This window comes from Streptomyces sp. NPDC050636 (assembly GCF_040654775.1).
Taxonomy (GTDB): domain Bacteria; phylum Actinomycetota; class Actinomycetes; order Streptomycetales; family Streptomycetaceae; genus Streptomyces.
Window position 1 is genome coordinate 1 of the sequence record NZ_JBFAIP010000119.1, and the last position, 17,107, is coordinate 17,107.

Annotated in this window: 13 protein-coding genes; 9 read left to right on the plus strand and 4 right to left on the minus strand. The window is 69.3% G+C overall.

Features of this window, described 5'->3' with window-relative positions:
• On the plus strand, positions 1–153 hold a 153-nt coding region (locus AB0I10_RS36420), incomplete at its 5' end, for a Sua5/YciO/YrdC/YwlC family protein (protein WP_363157038.1).
• Between the two features lie 352 nt (positions 154–505).
• Complete coding sequence (locus tag AB0I10_RS36425) at positions 506–1,669, plus strand: aminotransferase class I/II-fold pyridoxal phosphate-dependent enzyme (RefSeq protein ID WP_363157028.1); 1,164 nt, start codon at positions 506–508, stop codon at positions 1,667–1,669.
• A 260-nt stretch (positions 1,670–1,929) separates the two neighbouring features.
• Here AB0I10_RS36425 and AB0I10_RS36430 read toward each other — a convergent pair whose 3' ends face one another.
• On the minus strand, positions 1,930–2,532 hold the full coding sequence (locus tag AB0I10_RS36430; protein ID WP_363157029.1) for a TetR/AcrR family transcriptional regulator: 603 nt from the start codon (positions 2,530–2,532) through the stop codon (positions 1,930–1,932).
• Between the two features lie 296 nt (positions 2,533–2,828).
• On the opposite strand from AB0I10_RS36430, the gene AB0I10_RS36435 reads away from it, so the two are divergent.
• From AB0I10_RS36435 to AB0I10_RS36445, 3 genes are all read left to right on the plus strand, one after another.
• Positions 2,829–3,674 carry a class I SAM-dependent methyltransferase gene (locus AB0I10_RS36435; RefSeq protein WP_363157039.1) on the plus strand — a complete coding sequence of 282 codons (846 nt, stop codon included), beginning with the start codon at positions 2,829–2,831 and terminating at the stop codon, positions 3,672–3,674.
• Positions 3,675–3,938: 264 nt separating this feature from the next.
• Positions 3,939–4,187: a YlcI/YnfO family protein gene (locus tag AB0I10_RS36440; RefSeq protein WP_363157030.1), complete on the plus strand. Its 249-nt coding sequence runs from the start codon at positions 3,939–3,941 to the stop codon at positions 4,185–4,187.
• Entirely contained in the window at positions 4,147–4,560 is a 414-nt protein-coding gene (locus tag AB0I10_RS36445) for a toxin Doc (protein ID WP_363157040.1), read from the plus strand. Before AB0I10_RS36440 ends, AB0I10_RS36445 begins: the two co-directional genes overlap by 41 nt.
• Before the next feature lie 99 nt (positions 4,561–4,659).
• Here the strand turns inward: AB0I10_RS36445 and AB0I10_RS36450 are convergent, their stop codons facing one another.
• Positions 4,660–5,391 carry a TetR/AcrR family transcriptional regulator gene (locus AB0I10_RS36450; protein ID WP_363157031.1) on the minus strand — a complete coding sequence of 244 codons (732 nt, stop codon included), beginning with the start codon at positions 5,389–5,391 and terminating at the stop codon, positions 4,660–4,662.
• Positions 5,392–5,549: 158 nt separating this feature from the next.
• Between AB0I10_RS36450 and AB0I10_RS36455 the strand changes: the two genes are divergently transcribed.
• Together AB0I10_RS36455 and AB0I10_RS36460 are read left to right on the plus strand one after the other, a co-directional pair.
• Positions 5,550–7,211 carry a serine hydrolase domain-containing protein gene (locus tag AB0I10_RS36455; protein WP_363157032.1) on the plus strand — a complete coding sequence of 554 codons (1,662 nt, stop codon included), beginning with the start codon at positions 5,550–5,552 and terminating at the stop codon, positions 7,209–7,211.
• A 151-nt stretch (positions 7,212–7,362) separates the two neighbouring features.
• Complete coding sequence (locus AB0I10_RS36460) at positions 7,363–12,063, plus strand: hypothetical protein (RefSeq protein WP_363157033.1); 4,701 nt, start codon at positions 7,363–7,365, stop codon at positions 12,061–12,063.
• A 36-nt stretch (positions 12,064–12,099) separates the two neighbouring features.
• Here AB0I10_RS36460 and AB0I10_RS36465 read toward each other — a convergent pair whose 3' ends face one another.
• A complete protein-coding gene (locus tag AB0I10_RS36465; protein WP_363157034.1) occupies positions 12,100–12,639 on the minus strand; it encodes a DUF416 family protein in 540 nt (179 codons plus the stop codon).
• Positions 12,640–12,791: 152 nt separating this feature from the next.
• Here AB0I10_RS36465 and AB0I10_RS36470 point away from each other — a divergent pair, with 152 nt between their 5' ends.
• The gene (locus AB0I10_RS36470) at positions 12,792–13,853 is read left to right on the plus strand and encodes a 2-oxoglutarate and iron-dependent oxygenase domain-containing protein (protein WP_363157035.1); all 1,062 of its coding nucleotides are present in this window, start codon (positions 12,792–12,794) and stop codon (positions 13,851–13,853) included.
• Positions 13,854–15,190: 1,337 nt separating this feature from the next.
• Positions 15,191–16,003, plus strand: a complete 813-nt coding sequence (locus AB0I10_RS36475) for a class F sortase (protein ID WP_363157036.1) — start codon at positions 15,191–15,193, stop codon at positions 16,001–16,003.
• A gap of 102 nt (positions 16,004–16,105) precedes the next feature.
• Here the strand turns inward: AB0I10_RS36475 and AB0I10_RS36480 are convergent, their stop codons facing one another.
• The gene (locus AB0I10_RS36480; RefSeq protein WP_363157037.1) at positions 16,106–16,840 is read right to left on the minus strand and encodes a 1,4-alpha-glucan branching protein; all 735 of its coding nucleotides are present in this window, start codon (positions 16,838–16,840) and stop codon (positions 16,106–16,108) included.
• Positions 16,841–17,107 lie beyond the last annotated feature (267 nt).

A 17,107-nucleotide genomic window follows, 5' to 3' on the forward strand; every position in this document is an offset into this window, starting at 1 on the left:
GGTTGGGAGATCAAGGAGCGTCTCGACCACGTGGTGGACGCCGTGGTCGACTCGGGCGATTGCGGTACCGAGCCGACCACGGTCATCGACTTCTCTGGCGGCGAAGCCGAGATCGTACGCCGAGGGGCAGGCGACACCGCGCGATTCGAGTAGCCGCGCCGATGGCGTCACCAGGTGTCGGGCACGGGCGTGTACCCAGGTGTCCCTGCGCCCCACACAGCGTCCAGGGTGCAGCTGCGGGGCCGGCGGAAGTGGTCCGGCGCTCCAGTGGGGCATCGCGGCCACTGAACTGCCCTGGCCGGCTGGCATCTCGGCTGCCGAGGGTCGGTCGGGGACCTGTACCCCGACCCTGATCACTCAAGATGCGGTGGATGGCTGCTCGGCCGGAGCCTGCCGTGCCGCAAGGACTGCCCCGATGCGCGGTGCGACGAGGGGTGCGGATGGGCCAGGATCGATCCAGCCCGCACTCGGGCGATCCAACCTGCCGTGAAAAAAGGGGAATTGGGTGCCGCATCGCGCCGGACGTCTGCTGCAAACCGAGGACTACCTGTTCTCGTTCATCGACCGGTCGCGGGCTCTCGCGGACCAGGCCGGCCTGGCGCCCGTGCCGCTGGGGGTCGGCGACTGCGATCTCCCCACTCCGCCGCACATCGTGGAGGCGATGCGCCGGGCCGTACAGGCCCCGGAGCTGCACCGCTATCCGCCCTACGCGGGTACGGCCGAGCTGCGTACCGCGGCGGCGTCCTTCCTGTTGCGGCGCTTCGGCGTTCGGGCGGAGGCAGACTCCGAACTGCTCGTCACGCTCGGGAGCAAGGAGGCGATGGCGCACCTCGCGCTGGCCTATGTGGATCCCGGAGATGTGGTGCTGGTGCCCGACCCGGCCTATCCGGTCTACGAGAGGTGGGCGCGGTTCTGCGGGGCGGAGGTGGTCCGGGTGCCGCTGAGGGAGGAGAACGGGTTCCTCCCGGATCTGGCGGCCATCCCCGCCGACGCCGCCCGCCGGGCGAAGCTGTTCTGGGTCTGCTACCCGAACAACCCCACCGGCGCCCTCGCGACCCGCGAATTCTTCGCCGCCCTGGCGCAGTTCGCGCTGGAGCACGACATCATCGTGGCCTCGGATGCCGCGTACAGCGAGATCTATTACGACTGTGCCCCGCCGCCGTCCTTTCTTGAAGCTCCGGGCGCGATGCAGTGCGGGATCGAGTTCCACTCGCTGTCCAAGGCGTACAACATGCCGGGCTGGCGGGTGGGCTTCGCGGCCGGCAACGCGGCAGTTGTCGATGCCCTGCGGATGGTCAAGACCCACACCGACTCCGGTACTTTCGCTGCCATCCAGCACGCCGCCGTCGCCGCACTGACCGACACCACCGGATACCCGGAACGCCTGCGCGCCACATACCGCGCCCGGATGCGCCTGCTGTGCGATGGCCTCGAACGGACGGGCCTCGACGTGCTCCGGCCCAGCGCCACCTTCTACTGTCTGGTCCGCACCCCGCCGGGATACAGCAGCGAGGCATTCGCGAAGCGGCTGCTGGAGGACGCACGGGTGCTCACCATCCCGGCGACGGGATTCGGCGCGGGCGGCGAGGGCTATGTGCGGCTGACCGTGTGCGCGGACACCACGTTGATCGAGGAGGCTGTTCGGCGGGTTGCTGGGGTCGCGTGGTGAGTGTCGACTACCAGGTTGGAGTGGTTGGTTGCCGTGTGGGTGTGGGTGTGGGTGTGGGTGTGGGTGTGGGTCGGGTGGAGGTGTGGATGGGGACCTGTGTTGGGGCGGTTTCCCGGTCCCTGTACCAGTCCTGGTGCCGGTCCTGGTCCCGGTCCTGGTCCTCTTCCCGTTCTCGGCTCCGGTCCCGACGTCCGAGACCGCGTACTTGACCACTTCGTTAGCCACACCGATGACCACGTCTATGACCGGCCCTTACCTGTCTATGACGGGCCCTTACCTCCGGCGCCGACAAGCAGGAAAACCAGTCGCGTCGTCTGTTCCCGCGGGTCCTCTGTGCCGGCCCAGCCGGTCATCAGAAGGTGATGGACGGTTCCGACGAGGGCGAGCGCGACCGTGGCGGTGTCGGTGCCGTCCGTGAGGCGTCCCAGTCGTTGTTCTGCGTCCAGGTAGGCGGTGATCGAGTCCTGGACCGCTGTGAAGCCCGGTGCGCCGTCCGCCAGCGCCCGGCGAACCCGGAGGGAGGCGCCGGGGCGGGTCATGGCCAGGCCGACGACCGTGGGCTCCATGGATGTGAGGAGGGCGAGCGCCACCGCGACGAGGTTCTCTGCGACGGTGGCCTGACCCGCTCGCCCTGGGAGATCCCCGGCCTGCGATGCCGTGTGTCCGAGCCGGTCCAGGACGAGTTCGGCGACGAATTCGTCCAGTCCGGCGAAGTGGGTGTGCAACATCCCCTTGGCGCAGCCGGCCTCGCCGGTGATCGCCCTGCTGGTCAGCGCGCCAGGGCCCTCGCGTGCCAGGACCCGCTCCGCGGCGGCGAACAGCCGCTCGCGAACGTCCGGTATCGCTACGCCACGCGGTGACATGGGCCTCTCCTATTACGAGTTCTGTTACGAGATCACGGCGCATACCGCCCACATCGCGGTGCCCCTTGTGTAAAGGGGATTGCCAGTATGGGCGCCCGCCCATACTGTTTGGGCGTATGCCCATTCTAGTCGGGCAAGTCCGCATCCAGCAGGAGGCACCGATGCACTCAATGCGCTCAACTGACCCGATGGACTCCACAGGGTCCTCAGGGTCCTCAGGGTCCTCAGGGTCCTCAGGGTCCTCAGGATCCACCGACTCCACGGACTCACCGGGCCCGATGAACTCAATGGACGCTATGCCGCACATCGTCAACACCGAGCAGGCGCAGGCGTGGAACGGCTACGAGGGCACCTACTGGGCCCGGAACCAGGACCGCTGGGACGCCGTGAACGCCGGATTCAACGAACCCCTTCTCGCGGCCGCCGCGATCGGGAAGCAGGATCGCGTCCTGGACGTCGGCTGCGGAGCCGGGTACACGACCCGACTGGCCGCACGCCAAGCAGTAAACGGCCGGGCCATGGGCCTGGACCTGTCCGGGCCCATGCTGGCGCGCGCACGAGAGTCGGCGCAGCGCGAGGGCCTTGGCAACGTGACCTTCGAGGAAGGGGACGCTCAGGTCCACGCCTTCGAACCGGGCGCGTTCGACGTCGTGATCAGCCGCTTCGGAGTGATGTTCTTCGCTGACCCCGTCGCCGCCTTCGCCAATATCGGGCATGCGCTGCGACCCGGCGGCCGTATGGCATTCATCTGCGGCGCGGACGCCGAAAGCAACGAGTGGCTCCAAGCCATCGCGGGACTGCGTGATCTCCTGCCCATCGGGGACTTCGGCGCGCCGGGAAGTCCGGGCATGTTCTCTCTGGCGGATCCGGACACGACCACTGAAGTGCTGTCCTCCGCCGGGTTCGAGCACATCAACGCAGCGCGCGTGGAAGCGTATGGGACTTGGGGCAAGGACGCAGACGACGCGGCTGCCTTCCTGCTCGACTCCGGCCCCGGACGCCACCTGACCAGCCAGGTCGAACCCGACGTCCGAGACCGCGCCCGCCAGGTACTCACGGAGAGCTTGCGTCCCCATGAGGAGGGTGGCGCGCTGCGACTGCACAGCACCGCGTGGCTGGTCACCGCCGACCGCCCGAAGTGACCCAGCCGGGCAATTGGAGAAGCCGAGGGCTCCACCGCCCCGGCGCTCGGCAAGGTGATGGCCGCGGCCCGCATCACAGCGGCTTCCAGCGCCCCGAGAGCCACGTCCGACCGCCTGCTTCTCTTCTCTTCTCTTCGCCTACGACCTGGTGAACCAACCTCGTTGGCGGCGCGCGCCTTGATCTGAGCGTCTGTGTCGGCTTCGGCGAGCATCGGGACAACCGCAACCTCCCCTCTGCTGTACGTCCTGCTGTACGGTCGAAGCATGTCCAAATCAGTGACGATCCGGGTCGACGACGAACTGCACGCGCTGCTGAAGGAGCGCGCTGAAGCCGAGGGCACCACGGTGACGGCGCTCATCACCCAGGCCGCGCACGACGCCGTTCGCGATCCCCGTCTCGAAGGTGCCACCGCCACCTTCCGCGCCTTCATCGACAGCCATGCGGACGCGTTCGACCAGGCCTTCCCCGATGATGCACCCGGGCGGCTGGACGCGCCCGGGCGGGCAGCCTGACGTGGAGCTCTACATCGACCTCCGCTGGCTGCTGGAGCGCCAGGCGGATGTGCTGCCCAAACACCCCATCGTCCACGACTTCTCCAGCCTCGTGGCCGCGGTCGGTCGGCATCGCGTCGGCACCCCGCGGGTGGGCGCGATCGTCGACAACTCCTGGCGCGCCGCCGCCCTGATGCACGCCATCGTCCGGCTGCGCCCGCTGCCCGCCCGCAACGCCCTGTTCGGCGCGGGCATCGTCACCGCGTACATGGATGCCGTCGGTGAGAGCCTCGACGTCCCGTACAGAGCGTTGGTCGACTTGGCCCGCGACATCGACGCAGGTCGGGCTGACGCCTACGACGCAGCGGACCGCATCCGCACCTGGAAGGCCTGACCAGCCGGAAGACTTGATCGTCTGGAAGACCTGATTGCCCGGAAGGGATCTGGCCATCTGGAAGAGACCTGATCGTCGGGTAGGCGTGACCCGCACCGCCTACCCGATTCGGCCCGCCAGTCCGTCGAGGACCCGTTGGAGCCCGTAGTCGAACTTCTCGTCACGGATCTCGCGCGGGTCCTTGCCGCCGAGTGCCGCGTACAGCTCCCGTAGTTGGGGATGATCCTTGGCGGCCTCCTCGGCCGCCGGCCATACGCGCTTCACCCACTCCTGTTCGCTCTGGCCGCTGCGGGCGAGCGTCGTCAGCCACGAGGCCTCAGTGATCGTCACACCGATGACGTACCCGGTGAGAGTGGACACGGTGAGGTCGGCCTCAACCGCTGGGAGGCCCGCCGTCCTGAAGATGGCGAGCATGCCCTCGGACGCCCGCATCACGTTCGGTCCGAGCTGCGACATTCCGACTTCGCCGAGCACGGAGGCCATCCAGGGGTGCTTCAGTATCGTCGCCCGCAGGCTCTGGGCGCAGCGGGCGGCGCCTGTGCGCCAGTTGGCCGGACTGTCGGCATCCGGTACCTCGATCTCGCCATAGACCTCGTCCACGACCAGTTCGATCAGCTCGTCCTTGTTGGCCACATGCGAGTAGAACGAGGTGGCCCCGGCATTCAGGCGGGTCCCTAGGCGCCGCAGGCTCAGCGCGTCGATCCCCTCCTCGTCGAGCAGCCGAACGGCCTCCGCCACGATCTGGTTCCGGCTCAGCGCGGGCTGCTCCCGCTTGCGCCGCTGCGGGCGCGTCCATACCGACGGAATCGGCTGCTTCTTGTCGACCGGCATCCGGCCTCCTCTCCTCGGCGATCAGAGTAGCCCCAGGGCGTACAACGTGCGTACTTGCGAGCAGTGCTCGGAAATCCGTACAGTGTTCGGCGTAGCGCACGGTGCTCGAACTCGGGCCGTGTTTCGAAGCCGCACCTTTCGAAGTCATGGGGGATGTCATGCCGAAGAAGCTGAACCGCGAAGTGTCCGAGCTCGTGGAGAGGGAGGTGACGAAGTTCGTCGACCGGACCAACCGCGAGGTCGCGAAGGCTGTGAGCCGCACACTGGGTGTGGATGATGGGGGTGCGCAGGACGGCGATACGTGTGACGGCAATGCGCAGGACGGCAATACGCGTGACGGCAATACGTACGACGGCATTCCGCATGGCGGCACGACGGGCGAGCGCCCTGCAAGTGACTGCACTGCAGGTGAACGCCTTGCAGGTGAACGCCCCACGCCCTTCGACCTCGCCCGCTGGCAGGCCCGGCTCGACAAGCTCCTGACCGTCCACCACATACCGGGCGCCGCCCTGGCCGTACTCGCCGACGGCGAGATCCGCGAGCTGGCGAGCGGCATCCTGCACACGGAAACCGGCGTGGCGGCGACCACGGACTCGGTGTTCCAGATCGGGTCGATCAGCAAGGGCTATACCGCCACGCTCGTGATGCTGCTCGCCGACGCCGGAAAGCTGGATCTGGACGCCCCGGTCGTGGACGTGCTGCCGGACTTCGCCGTAGCCGACACGGAGGCCACCAGGACGATCACGACGCGGCAGTTGCTCAACCACACCAGCGGTATCGAGGGCGACTACGTGAACGACACCGGCCGCGGCGACGACTGCCTCGCCCGCTATGTCGAAGGCGCCAGGAACGTGGGCATGACCAACCCGCCCGGCGCCACGATGTCGTACTCCAGCACCGCGTACAACATCCTCGGCCGCATCGTGGAGGTGCTGACCGGCAAGACCTGGGACGAAGCGCTCAACGAGCTGCTCTGCGCCCCGCTCGGGCTCGGTCACACGATGACGCTGCCCGAGGAGGTGCTGCGATTCCGTGCCGCCATGGGGCATACGGGTGAGCCGGGTGAAGACCCTGTGCCCACCCCGCTGTGGAACATGTTGCCGCGCTCGGCGGGCCCCTACGGCGGGATCAGCGCAACCGCCGCCGATGTGGCCCGTTTTGCCCGGCTGTTCGTCGATGGCGGTACGGCAGCGGACGGCACCCGCGTCCTTTCGGCCGAGGCCGTCGACGCCATGCTGACGCGCGAGGTCGAGATGCCCGACCAGTGGTTCCTCGGCGCCCATTGGGGCCTGGGCTGGGGCCTGTTCGAGTGGGACGGCGCCCGTGGATTCGGCCACGACGGCAGCACGTTCGGGCAACTCGCCTATCTGCGCGCCATCCCGGAGCAGGGGATCGCGATTGTCCTGCTGACCAATGGCGGGGGCGCCGCACCGAGGGTCTTCGAGACGCTCTGCCGTGAACTGACGGCCGAGCTCGCCGGGGTGACCATGCCGGAATTCGGACCGGCCGCAGAGGAACCAGCCGTGGACCCGCGGCCGTTCGTGGGCAGCTATCGGCGCGAGGGATTCCTTATGACCGTCACCGACCGCCCCTCCGGTGAGGGGACCCTGCAGGTGAAGTACGAGGGTGCCGACGGACTCACGGGCACGTTCGAGCCGCTCTTCTGGAACCTGTTCTTGGTGTCGGACACGCCGTCGAAGACGGTGTTCGCCGGGCGCCGCAACGCGAACGACGGCTGGATACCGGTGGTGTTCTACGCCCTGCCGGACGGCGCGAGGTATGTGCACTTCGGCGTACGGGCCACGGCCAGGTCGGAGTGAAGCCGGCCGGCGAACCGCCTCCCGAGGCTTCCAGGCCACGGGGCTCCGTGGCTCTTCGCGGCTCCGGGTGTTTCGCGGCTCCGTGCACCGCGGCTCCGGGCCACGACGCTCTGAAGATCGACTGTCAGTGGCTCATGCCACCATGATTCGCATGTCTGCCTCACCTGTCATGCCTCCTGTGGATCCGAAGAACTCCACCGTCTACCCGGACTGGGCGCGTCTGCACGCACCGGCGGCGGAGGAAGGCGCGCGCGATCTCATCGACAGGCTGAATGACGGGATAGGACGAGCACTGGCGAAACCAGGCCGTTTTCTCGACGAGTTGAAGCGCCGCGCGGCCAGCCTCCCTCCGGAGCACCTGCCGTGGTTCTGGGACACCGTCGGACACCGGATCGGTCCGTGGATGCCTCGCCAATCCGGTACCGCCTACGGGTTGGCGCGGCAGGCGGAGGAGCGGCACGGCCTGCCGGTCGACGAGGCATACCACCGCGAGAACGCCCTGCTGTACGCCCGCCTCGGTGCACTGGCCGCGAAGGAGATCGGCGTGCACCAGCGGCGGCTGCACGGCACGCTCGAAGCGAGCGTGGCACACCGGGAGTTCGTGCGGTTCCTGCATGGTTTCGCAGTGGGCGGTGGCACGCCTGCGAAGGATCTGCACCGAAGGATCCAGGCGTCGGCGGACGCGGCCGGGCTCGGCATCGAGGAAGGCGCGCGGGCGCTGGGAGACATACTCGTGGCGTCGAAGGGCAAGCCGTTGCCGGACGGCCTTCTGGAGGGCGCCGGGCGGGTCTTCACACAGGCGCCGCCCCAGCCGCGGGTGCGCCAGGCGCTCGCGGAGCTGTTCCCGAGCTCGGCCACTGATGGCGGTGCGTGGCTGCGCCTGCTGCGCACCACCGGAGTCGACGACTGCCTGGTCGAGGGCCGGATCATCCCTGCCGGTGGGCTGGGGGCATGGCTGGGCGCCTTCGCCTTCCGGTATTCGTACCAGGGCAGCAGAAGGAGCGTCAGGCGGCAGGCGATGCCCGACGAGCTGTTCGCCCTGCTGCCCCGTCTCGCTCCGCGCATCAGGGCGGAGGGGAAGGCTGTCCGGCTGCATGAGTCCTGGTGCCGGCTCACCCTCTTCGACGCGGATCTCGTCGACCTGTGTCTGGCGCACGGCATCGCGGTGGAGGACCCCGGCCCCCGTGTGGCGCTGACGTTCTGGCGTGAGCGGTCCCGACGGGACCTTCGAGCGCTGGCCGCCGACCCGGCGCTGGGAGCGCGACTGGCGGGCACGAAGTACGCGCCGCGGGAGGACCGTGGTGCGGGCGCCCCACGGCTGCCCTTGAGCGCCGGGGCCGACCCGGCGCTGTACGAGCGAGTGGTCCGGCTGCTGGATGCCGTCGCGGACGGAGGTCTGGGCGCGGCGCAGGAGGCGGTGGCCAAACTGGACCGGGCCCTCGACCCGCCGGCGATCGCCGCACTCGACGGGATCGACGTCGCGCTGGACGGGCTCGACGGGCTCGGCCCGCTGCTGCGAACCTTGCGCGCGGGGTTGCCCGAGGAGTTGGGCTGGCCCGCTCTGGAGGCGGTAGTGGCCCGGCTGAACGGCCACGCCGACGCTGCCCAGGAGGAGCGGGTGGCGGAGCCCATCGCAGGCATCACCTGCACATGGCCCGTACTGACCGTGTTCACCCGCGACCGAGCAATCGCCGTCGACCACACCGGCGAGCGTGGTACCTGCGCGTTCACCTTGCCCGCTGACTGCACCACCCACTCGGTGTTCTACGTCGGCGGCAGCTTTCTGGTCGGCTGGGGCCGCGGCCGACAGGGCAGCCAACTGCCGGAGAAGGCCTTCTGGACGGACCGGCCCGAGGACGAATTCGTGCCGAAGGATTCGCTCGGCATGGTGGCCTTCGGAGGCAGTACGGACGGCGCGCTCGGCTATCAGTTCGCCACGCCCGACGGCGGCGGCCGGTACGACGGCGTCCGCGTGCTCGAACCGGGAGGCCGCGAAGGCATCTCCCACTACGAGCAGCAGCTCGGCGACGGCGTCCGGCTGTGGAGTTCACGGCTGTTCGGGAACGAGCGCTCCGACGGTGCGTGGCGTGCGATCGACCCGGCGACCGGGCAGCGCACCGACGACCCATCCCTGCCGCCCTTCCTCGCCGCTGACCTGCCCGAGGGCATGGCCCGTACGCACGACATGCTGACCCTCGCCCCGCTCCCGCCCGGCGTGCCGTCGTCCCCGTTGGGGCAGGTGGACGGTGTCTCGGGCTGCCGGGTCCTGCACTGGCAGCACAACGGGAACGCACCGGTGCGCTATCTGCTGGAGGGCAAGGACGGGCGACGCGCCGAGTTCCGGGTCACGCGCCCGGGGGAGGACCCGTGGGGCATCATGCGGCTGCCCGAGGGCGGTGCCGAAGCCGTGCTGACCTCCCATGGGCCGATGCGCTGCTACTCCGCCGACGACAACTCCCTGCTGTGGGAGGTACGCGGCTTCCCCCACGCGAGGCGGTGGTCCGGCGGCACACCCGCCAAACCCGACGACCGGCCGATGCTCCCGCCACCCGCCTTCTGGCACTTCCTGACCCCGCGCGACGCCACAGCCTCCCGGGCGCTGCGCAAGACCGAGGAGGCCGCTGCACGGGCGATGCTGGAGCGGGCGCGTACCGCGGACGACGAAGCCGTCCGTGCCGAGGCCGCCCGCGTGCTGCCCGGTGTGATACATCCCGGTGTCCTGGACGGCGTGGTCCGCGCGGTCCGGGCAGCGGCCGACGTGTGCGCCCGACGCCGCGCCATCTCGGCGCGGACGGCGCTGATCCGCTCGGGCGCCCAGGTCCGCCCCGCCGGGGAGACCGGCGATGCCGCGCTGCTCGCCGCCCTGCGCCGGCTCGTACCGGATCCCATCCAGATGCACACCCCCGCGCCAGGTGACCGGCCCGCCACCGTCACCGCGATCGCCGCCGACGGCGAGTTCCTGCGCGGCCGCATCGGCGACGCTGCCCGGCGGGTCAGCCTGCCGGCCCGGCCGCGCGACTGGGCGGTGCTGCTCGGCAGCGGCATCGAGGCTGCAGCCTGGCGCTTCGTCGTGGAGACCACACCGCAGGAGGACCGGTCCGCGCTGGGCGCCCTGTTGCGCACCTGGGCCGCATCCCCGTTCGCCGAGCCGGGCAGCTGGCGCATAGGGCGGGCCGCGGGCGAAGCACTGCGGCCGCTGTGCGAGACCGGCCGAGCCGTGGCCACGGGGCTGGGCGATGGCCGCCGGCTGGTGGCCCCGGAGCCCGACGAAGCACTCGCGCCCGCGACCAACTACCGCTTTGTCCAGCCTGCGTCCGCTCCTGTGCCGGCGGGGGCCACCGAGGTCAGGACCGTCACCATCGGCCGGGACGACGCCGCCCGCCTGCAACGCCTGCCGGAGCTGCTCGGCGAACACGGACCGCTGCGGATCACCGACGAAGCCATCGCCGCGTTCGTCGCGGGCACGGGCGTACGCAGGGCGGTCGCCGTCCTGGCCCTCGCCGGGCTGCCCGCCAGGGCGGCCATGGACGACACCCGGCGCATGCTGCGCTCCAAGCCCTTCCAGGCCACACCCCAGGTCGCGCACGTGGCGGAGACGCTGGTCCAGCGCCTCGGTGCCGAAGGTCGTACGCGGGTACTGGCGGCCGGGATGCCCGACGACCCCGCCCAACTGTGGTCGGCTGGCGGACTCGTATCGGCCGCCGAACGGATGGCCCGGGAATGGACGGCGATACTCGGGCGCCGGACGCCGGTCGACGAGGAACTGACCGCCGAACTGGAACGGGAGCTGAGCCTCGGAGAGCCCTTGTCGGCAGCCCTCAGCGATCCCGACGGCGGCGCCTTGCTGAAGGCGGACCTGCGGCAGGTCATCGTCGCCAACAGGTACGGCTCGCTGCACGTCCACCTGGTAGCGGCAGACGGTTCTCTCGGTGCCCGGCCGATCTACACCATGCCGTATCTCAGCGTGGCGTCCCTGCTGACCTGGGCGATGACCGAACGACCCGTGGGCGATCCCGCCACGGTGGGCGTGCCGGCTGTCTGCTCGCGGCTGCGCAACCGCCTCGAAGCCCCGGATCTTCTCGCCCGGTTGGGACGTCACACCTTCCCCCTCGACCAGGCCCGGATGACCGAGCTGTTCGGCCCCGCGACCTACCCCGTGGCGGCCACCGAGCCACCCATCAGCGACAACGCGCGCCCGCCGGAGCTGTACGACCAGGGCCTGCTCATCGTCCGGGCCGATGGCCGCTGGGGCTCCGTCCATCTGCGTCCCGTGGGCTTCGCTCAACGCGGCCGGTACGAAGCGGTGTCGAGAATTTGCGAAGACCTCGGCATGACCGCGCTGATCACCGAGATCGACCGGATACGGGTGCTCCGCGACGGGCTTGGAGCGCTGGCCGAACGGGCCGCCGACACCCCCGTACCAGCCGGTGGGTACGAGGCGAATCCGCTGCTGAGCGTGCCGGACCTGGTCGACGAGGTGGCCGTCGCACTGAGCGTCGGCCGGGACGCCGCCGCGCTCTACCTCCAGCTGTGCACACTGGCCCGGCCGACCGACCGCAATGTGCGGCGCTGGAACGGTTGGAGTGCCACCCGCCACCGCGCCGTACAGGCCGAACTCGTCGCCTGCGGGGCCGTCTTGGCGGACAAGCGCACCCGCGCCGGCCGTACGGCATTCGTCCCGGGCGGCTGGACCGACCTCAAGGCACCCCACCTCCCGCTGGAGACCGCGAAACTCGGCGCGTACCTGGCCGTACCGGCCGAGCGCGGGGAGTTGGCGGGCCCGTTCACCCGTCTGCTGCCCCCGCGCCCGCTGCACACGATGTTCGCCGACGCGTGGGCGGCCGCGCGATGAGGCGGTTTGCCTGGCAGCCGGCAGGAGGGCTTCGTGTCATGCAGCGACAGCATCGAGGTCGATCATCTGGCGGCGTATCTCCTCCTGAAGGAGCGCGTCATGTCGGCGGGGACAGGTTGGGGCGGAAGCGGAGTACCCCGACACCAGCAGCGCCGACTCGCGCCCGTACCGGAGGCAGTGCAGCGCCTCCCGGATCCCGCCGTTCACGGAGACATGGCAGGCATTCGTCACGGCCGCCGCTGAATACCAGGCGATCTCGGCAAGAGGGCCGGAGCTGTCGCCAACGAGGGACAGCTGGTCAAAACAGGCCTGATAGGTGGGGAACGCAACGGGTGTTCCCTCTTCCAGGCGGTTCCATACGTCGTCCAGGGCCTTGGCGAGCACATCGGGGTCGCCCTTGCCGGTTTCCGCATGGAAGCGATGAAAGCGCGGCAGCAGTCGAACGGCGGTCAGTGCGGCCAGGGTCGTGCGGGCGTCCGTGGACAGGTGGGTGAGACGCGCCGTCAGGTGGCGCTCTTCCTCCCGATACCAGCTGGCGTAGCCGTCGGCGCCATGCCCGCCATCCTTGGTGCTCACGGTGGGCAGTCTCGTCGCCGTACGCTTCCACGAGCAACCGTATTCAGTGCGTAGGGCAGAGCGGCCCAGCGAGACCAGGGCAGGGCGCGGACGATCACGGTATGAGTCCGCTTGAGGCTGAGCGAAGCACCGGCGAGGGAAGGAAGGAACCCATGGGCAGGGCCACGGCAGCGGACGGCGTACTTGAGGTACCCGCCATCGATATCTCCGCCTGGACGACCGGAACCGAAGCGGACCGCACGGCGATCTCGGCGGCGGTCGACGAGGCGGCACGCACAGTCGGATTCATGCAGATCCGCGGGCACGGCATCCCCGAGTCCACGGCCACAGCCTTCGCCGACGCTCTGGACGGGTTCTTCGGCCTCCCCATGGAGGAGAAGAAGCAACTGCGTTCACCATCCCCGGAGATCAACCGCGGCTACACACCGCCACGCACCGAGAAGCTCAGTCTGAGCCTGGGCGTACCCGCCACCGTCGAGGACCTCTTCGAGGCCTTCAACGTGGGCTCCGAGGCCACCTCCTTCCCCGAGCTGGATCTGCCGGAGACGCACTACCCGGCCAACCTCTGGCCGTCCGTGCCGGGCTTCCGCGAGGCGGTGGGGGAGTGGTGCATGCAGGCAGGTGGGCTCGCCGAGCGCCTATTGGAGATCTTCGCCAACGCCTTGGGCCTCACGGACGGCTACTTCACCCCGTTCACCGACCACTCCCTCGACGTGCTCCGGATGAACCACTACATGCTCCCCGAAGGGGAGTTGGCAATCGACCGCGATCAGATGGGAATGGGCGCGCACACCGACTACGGAATCGTCACCGTGCTGTGGGCCGATCGCGTCTCGGGGCTGCAGATCCTCGACACCCACGGCGATTGGCACGATGTGCTGCCGGAGCCCGGGTGCCTGCTGGTCAACCTCGGGGACCTGCTGGCCCGTTGGACCAACGACCGCTGGCTGTCAACGATGCACCGGGTCCTACCGCCCACCGACAGCAGGGGAAGGGTCGTCCGGCGCCGCTCCGCCGCGTATTTCCACGACGGCAACTGGGACGCGGAGATCAACTGCCTCCCCGGCTGCGTGCCGGCCGGCGCTGAGCCGCTGTACCCGCCCACAACGGTGAGCAGGCACCTCGCCGAGAAGCTGGCGGGCTCACGAGCAGGCAAGCTCAACGAGAACTCGCCTCGCGAGGCCGCCCGACTGCGCGCCGCCAAGAACGGCTGACAGCCGAACCGCCATCGCGCAAGCCTCCTGCGGTTTTCCGCACCGCAGAGACGCGGCGCCGCCGGGCGCACCTGGAAACATGAGGTACACACACGCATCCTGAGTCGGCTCGGCCCGCAGCACACCACCGACTCCCTTCGCGCCAAGGCGCCGTCCGGGTCACCTTGAAGTCCGACAGTCAGAGCACCAACGTCACACTCTCTCGTGACGACGGCGAGTAGCCACGGGCCTGACGGTCGGACGGCTGGCGCGGTGCTGCTGCTGGCCCGGCTGGCACAGGGCTGGCGGTGCCGCCAACCGTTTCTCGTCCGTCCCGGCCTTTCCGACCTGGTGGCCATTCCCTCCGCGCGGAGCCTGCCTCCCCTACACCATGGTGGTGACACCGCCTCGCTGCTCCACGCCATCCAATGGGTGATCATCGGGCCGTTCGCCACCCGAAGGGCCGATGCTGTAACTCCAATGCGGCGATCTCCAGTGGTGCGGGACCGTAATCCGGCTGACGGTGATCACGTCGCTACTGCGATTCGATGCGCTGACGATGTGTCGGCCTTCGTGGGCGCGGCGAAAGGAATATCCCCATGCGAACTACCCGTACCTTGTTCAGCTCCGCAGCCTCCGCCGCCATCACCGTAGCCCTCGCGGTCTCCGCTCCGGCAGCCCATGCCGCGACCGCGTCGGAGGACTGGGGACAGGATGAATCCGGTTATTCCGCCGACAGTGACCAGCGAGAAGACTCCTGGACGGGTGGTCAGGAGAAGTCTGGCGCGGGTGAGCGGGACAGGTCTGGGGCCGGCGGACCCGACACCACTGGGGCGGGTGAGCGGGAGAAGTCTGGGACGGGCGGACCCGAAGCTTCTGGGAAGGGCGAGCGGGATATGTCTGGGGCGGGCGGACCCGAAGCTTCTGGGAAGGGAGAGCGCGATAAGTCTGGGACGGGCGTCCGCGACCCGGCGGGGAAGGCTCACCGCGACGCGGCTGGGAAGGCCCCCCGCGACGAAGCCCGGAAGGGCGGCCACGACCAGTCCGGGCACGGCAGGAAGCCGCACGGCGGGGTGCACACCGGTGGCGGAGCCATGGCCGTGTCCGGCAGCAGCCTGGCCGCCGGCTCGGTCCTGATGGTCGGTGGCGTCGGCGCCGGGGCGTACATGCTGCGCCGCCGCCGTAACACCTCCGGCGCCGCGACGGGCTGATCGGACTCTTCCTTTGCAGTTCGCTGTGAGCACGTGGCCACCGTCGCCCCTACGACGGTGGCCACGGCGATTGCATTCCGGTCGTTCGCGGCTCCGTGAGGCCCGTACGACACCGAGGTGACGCCCGTTCACGAAAGGCACCACCCGATGACCACCCCGCAGCCGAGCCAGCCGACGAGCCAGCCGACCCAACTGAGCCAGCCGAGCCAGCCGAGCCATTCGAGCCATCAGATCCAACCGAATCAGCCGAATCAGCCGAATCAGCCGAACCAGCAGGGCCGTGCGAGTCAGCCGAAGCCGCACCGCCCAGGCCCCGCACCCCGTTCCTTCGACCGCCGCCTGCTGTGGCCGGCCGGAGCGGTGCTGCTGGGTGCCTTCCTCGTGTACAACTCCGTAGAAACGGACACGACCGAGGATCCCGAACCACGAGCGCGCCCCGTGGCGGCCGCCTCCGCCACGCCGAAAGCGACCGCCCCCGCTGTCGGACCGGTGCTGCCCCGGTCCATCCCGAAGCGGCTCACGATCCCGGAAATCGCCGTAGAAGCGCCCTTCGCGCCGTTGTCCATCAGTGCGTCCGGGCAGCTCAACCCACCCGCCCCGGGGAACAACAACCTCGTCGGCTGGTACCGGGACGGGGCATCGCCCGGCGAGCGCGGCTCGTCGATCGTCGCGGGCCATGTCGACACCAAGACCGGCCCGGGCGTGTTCCTGCAGCTCAGCACGCTCGCGCCCGGAAGCATGGTCGAGATCACCCGCGAAGACGGCATCATCGCGACGTTCAAGGTCGACTCCGTCGAGACCTTCAGCAAGGCGAACTTCCCCAACGACCGCGTCTACGCCGACACCCCGTCCGCACAGCTACGCCTGATCACCTGCGGCGGAGCTTACGACCACAAGGCAAAGGACTACGTCGACAACGTGGTGGTCTTCGCCCACCTAGCATCCACGAAGCGCGCCTGACTGCTTGTTCTGAACGTCGAGTGCTGTCCGACGAGCCGGCGGAAGTCGTGACTACTCGGACGTCGTGTCTACTCGGACGTCGTGTCTACTCGGACGTCGTGTCTACTCGGACGTCGTGGGGTCGGCTGCGTCGTTCCGAACGACGGCGAAGAGGCCGCGGGCCTTGGTGCCATCCGGCAGAAGCCAGTCGGCGGTGACGTGTCCCCGACTCCGTGTCGCGTCGGTGGACAAGCCGTCCTGGCTGGGCCGGAGAATGCGATTTACGCGAATGGACAGTTGTCTGGTCGACCGGGACTGGGACCCGGACTGGGACCGCGACTCGGACGCGGCGGTGGTCTCCACCAAGAGATCGGTGCCGTCTGCCCCATTGGCCACGACCGTGGACCCGATCGCTGCGGTATGGCCGGTCTCCGCGAAGTAACCGGTGACCGACAGGTCGGGGGAGTTGCTTACGTTCTGGGCTTGCGGCTCAGCGTCGCCCTTGATGAGGGCGAACAGTTGAGCAACCAGAACCGGATCGTGGGTGCCATCGTAGATCCACCGCCGTCCCAGCACTTCGTGTTCGGTGGTGCCCACGAGAGCATGGTCGGCTCCATCAAGAGGCGCTCCACGGTAACTGAGCGGTACGTGGTACACGAGCGGCTGGTCACCGGACGTATCGGTGACCACCATGAACTCCATCCCGACGTCGCCTTGCGGATCATCGAGCCGGAAGCCACCGGCCTTCGTCAACTCCGGTTGAGGCCCCTTGCCGAGGTACCAGGGCTGCTTGGGAAGCCACGACGCAAGAAGCTCCAGTTTGCTGGGCGTCAGCGTGACCTTGTGGATGACAGCCATACCCCGAAGTTCCTCCCGTAGCCTGCGCTTTCGCCTTCTCTGTGGCTCTGCCATGGCCAAGGCCCGGCTCGCGCACAGAGATTCAGTTGACCGGTCTGCGGTGACAGTACCAATGCCGCCCGGACTGGTCTGTGCGTTCCACAGGTGCGGCAACCAGCCCACAGCACCGCTGTTGGGGCGCCGGCCCCCGCGGGCCCGCGGGGGGGGGCGGGGGTATTAAGAGGGGGGGGGGGCGGGGGGGGGCCCCCCCCCACCACAACGGGGGGT

What these genes read in the sequence shown, in the direction of transcription:
- AB0I10_RS36430 (WP_363157029.1), bottom strand. Translation starts at nt 2,532, where the DNA reads ATGTCACCGCGTGGCGTAGCGATACCGGACGTTCGCGAGCGGCTGTTC.
- AB0I10_RS36435 (WP_363157039.1), top strand. Translation starts at nt 2,829, where the DNA reads ATGCCGCACATCGTCAACACCGAGCAGGCGCAGGCGTGGAACGGCTAC.
- AB0I10_RS36440 (WP_363157030.1), top strand. Translation starts at nt 3,939, where the DNA reads ATGTCCAAATCAGTGACGATCCGGGTCGACGACGAACTGCACGCGCTG.
- AB0I10_RS36445 (WP_363157040.1), top strand. Translation starts at nt 4,147, where the DNA reads ATGCACCCGGGCGGCTGGACGCGCCCGGGCGGGCAGCCTGACGTGGAG.
- AB0I10_RS36450 (WP_363157031.1), bottom strand. Translation starts at nt 5,391, where the DNA reads ATGCCGGTCGACAAGAAGCAGCCGATTCCGTCGGTATGGACGCGCCCG.
- AB0I10_RS36455 (WP_363157032.1), top strand. Translation starts at nt 5,550, where the DNA reads ATGCCGAAGAAGCTGAACCGCGAAGTGTCCGAGCTCGTGGAGAGGGAG.
- AB0I10_RS36460 (WP_363157033.1), top strand. Translation starts at nt 7,363, where the DNA reads ATGTCTGCCTCACCTGTCATGCCTCCTGTGGATCCGAAGAACTCCACC.
- AB0I10_RS36470 (WP_363157035.1), top strand. Translation starts at nt 12,792, where the DNA reads ATGGGCAGGGCCACGGCAGCGGACGGCGTACTTGAGGTACCCGCCATC.
- AB0I10_RS36475 (WP_363157036.1), top strand. Translation starts at nt 15,191, where the DNA reads ATGACCACCCCGCAGCCGAGCCAGCCGACGAGCCAGCCGACCCAACTG.
- AB0I10_RS36480 (WP_363157037.1), bottom strand. Translation starts at nt 16,840, where the DNA reads ATGGCTGTCATCCACAAGGTCACGCTGACGCCCAGCAAACTGGAGCTT.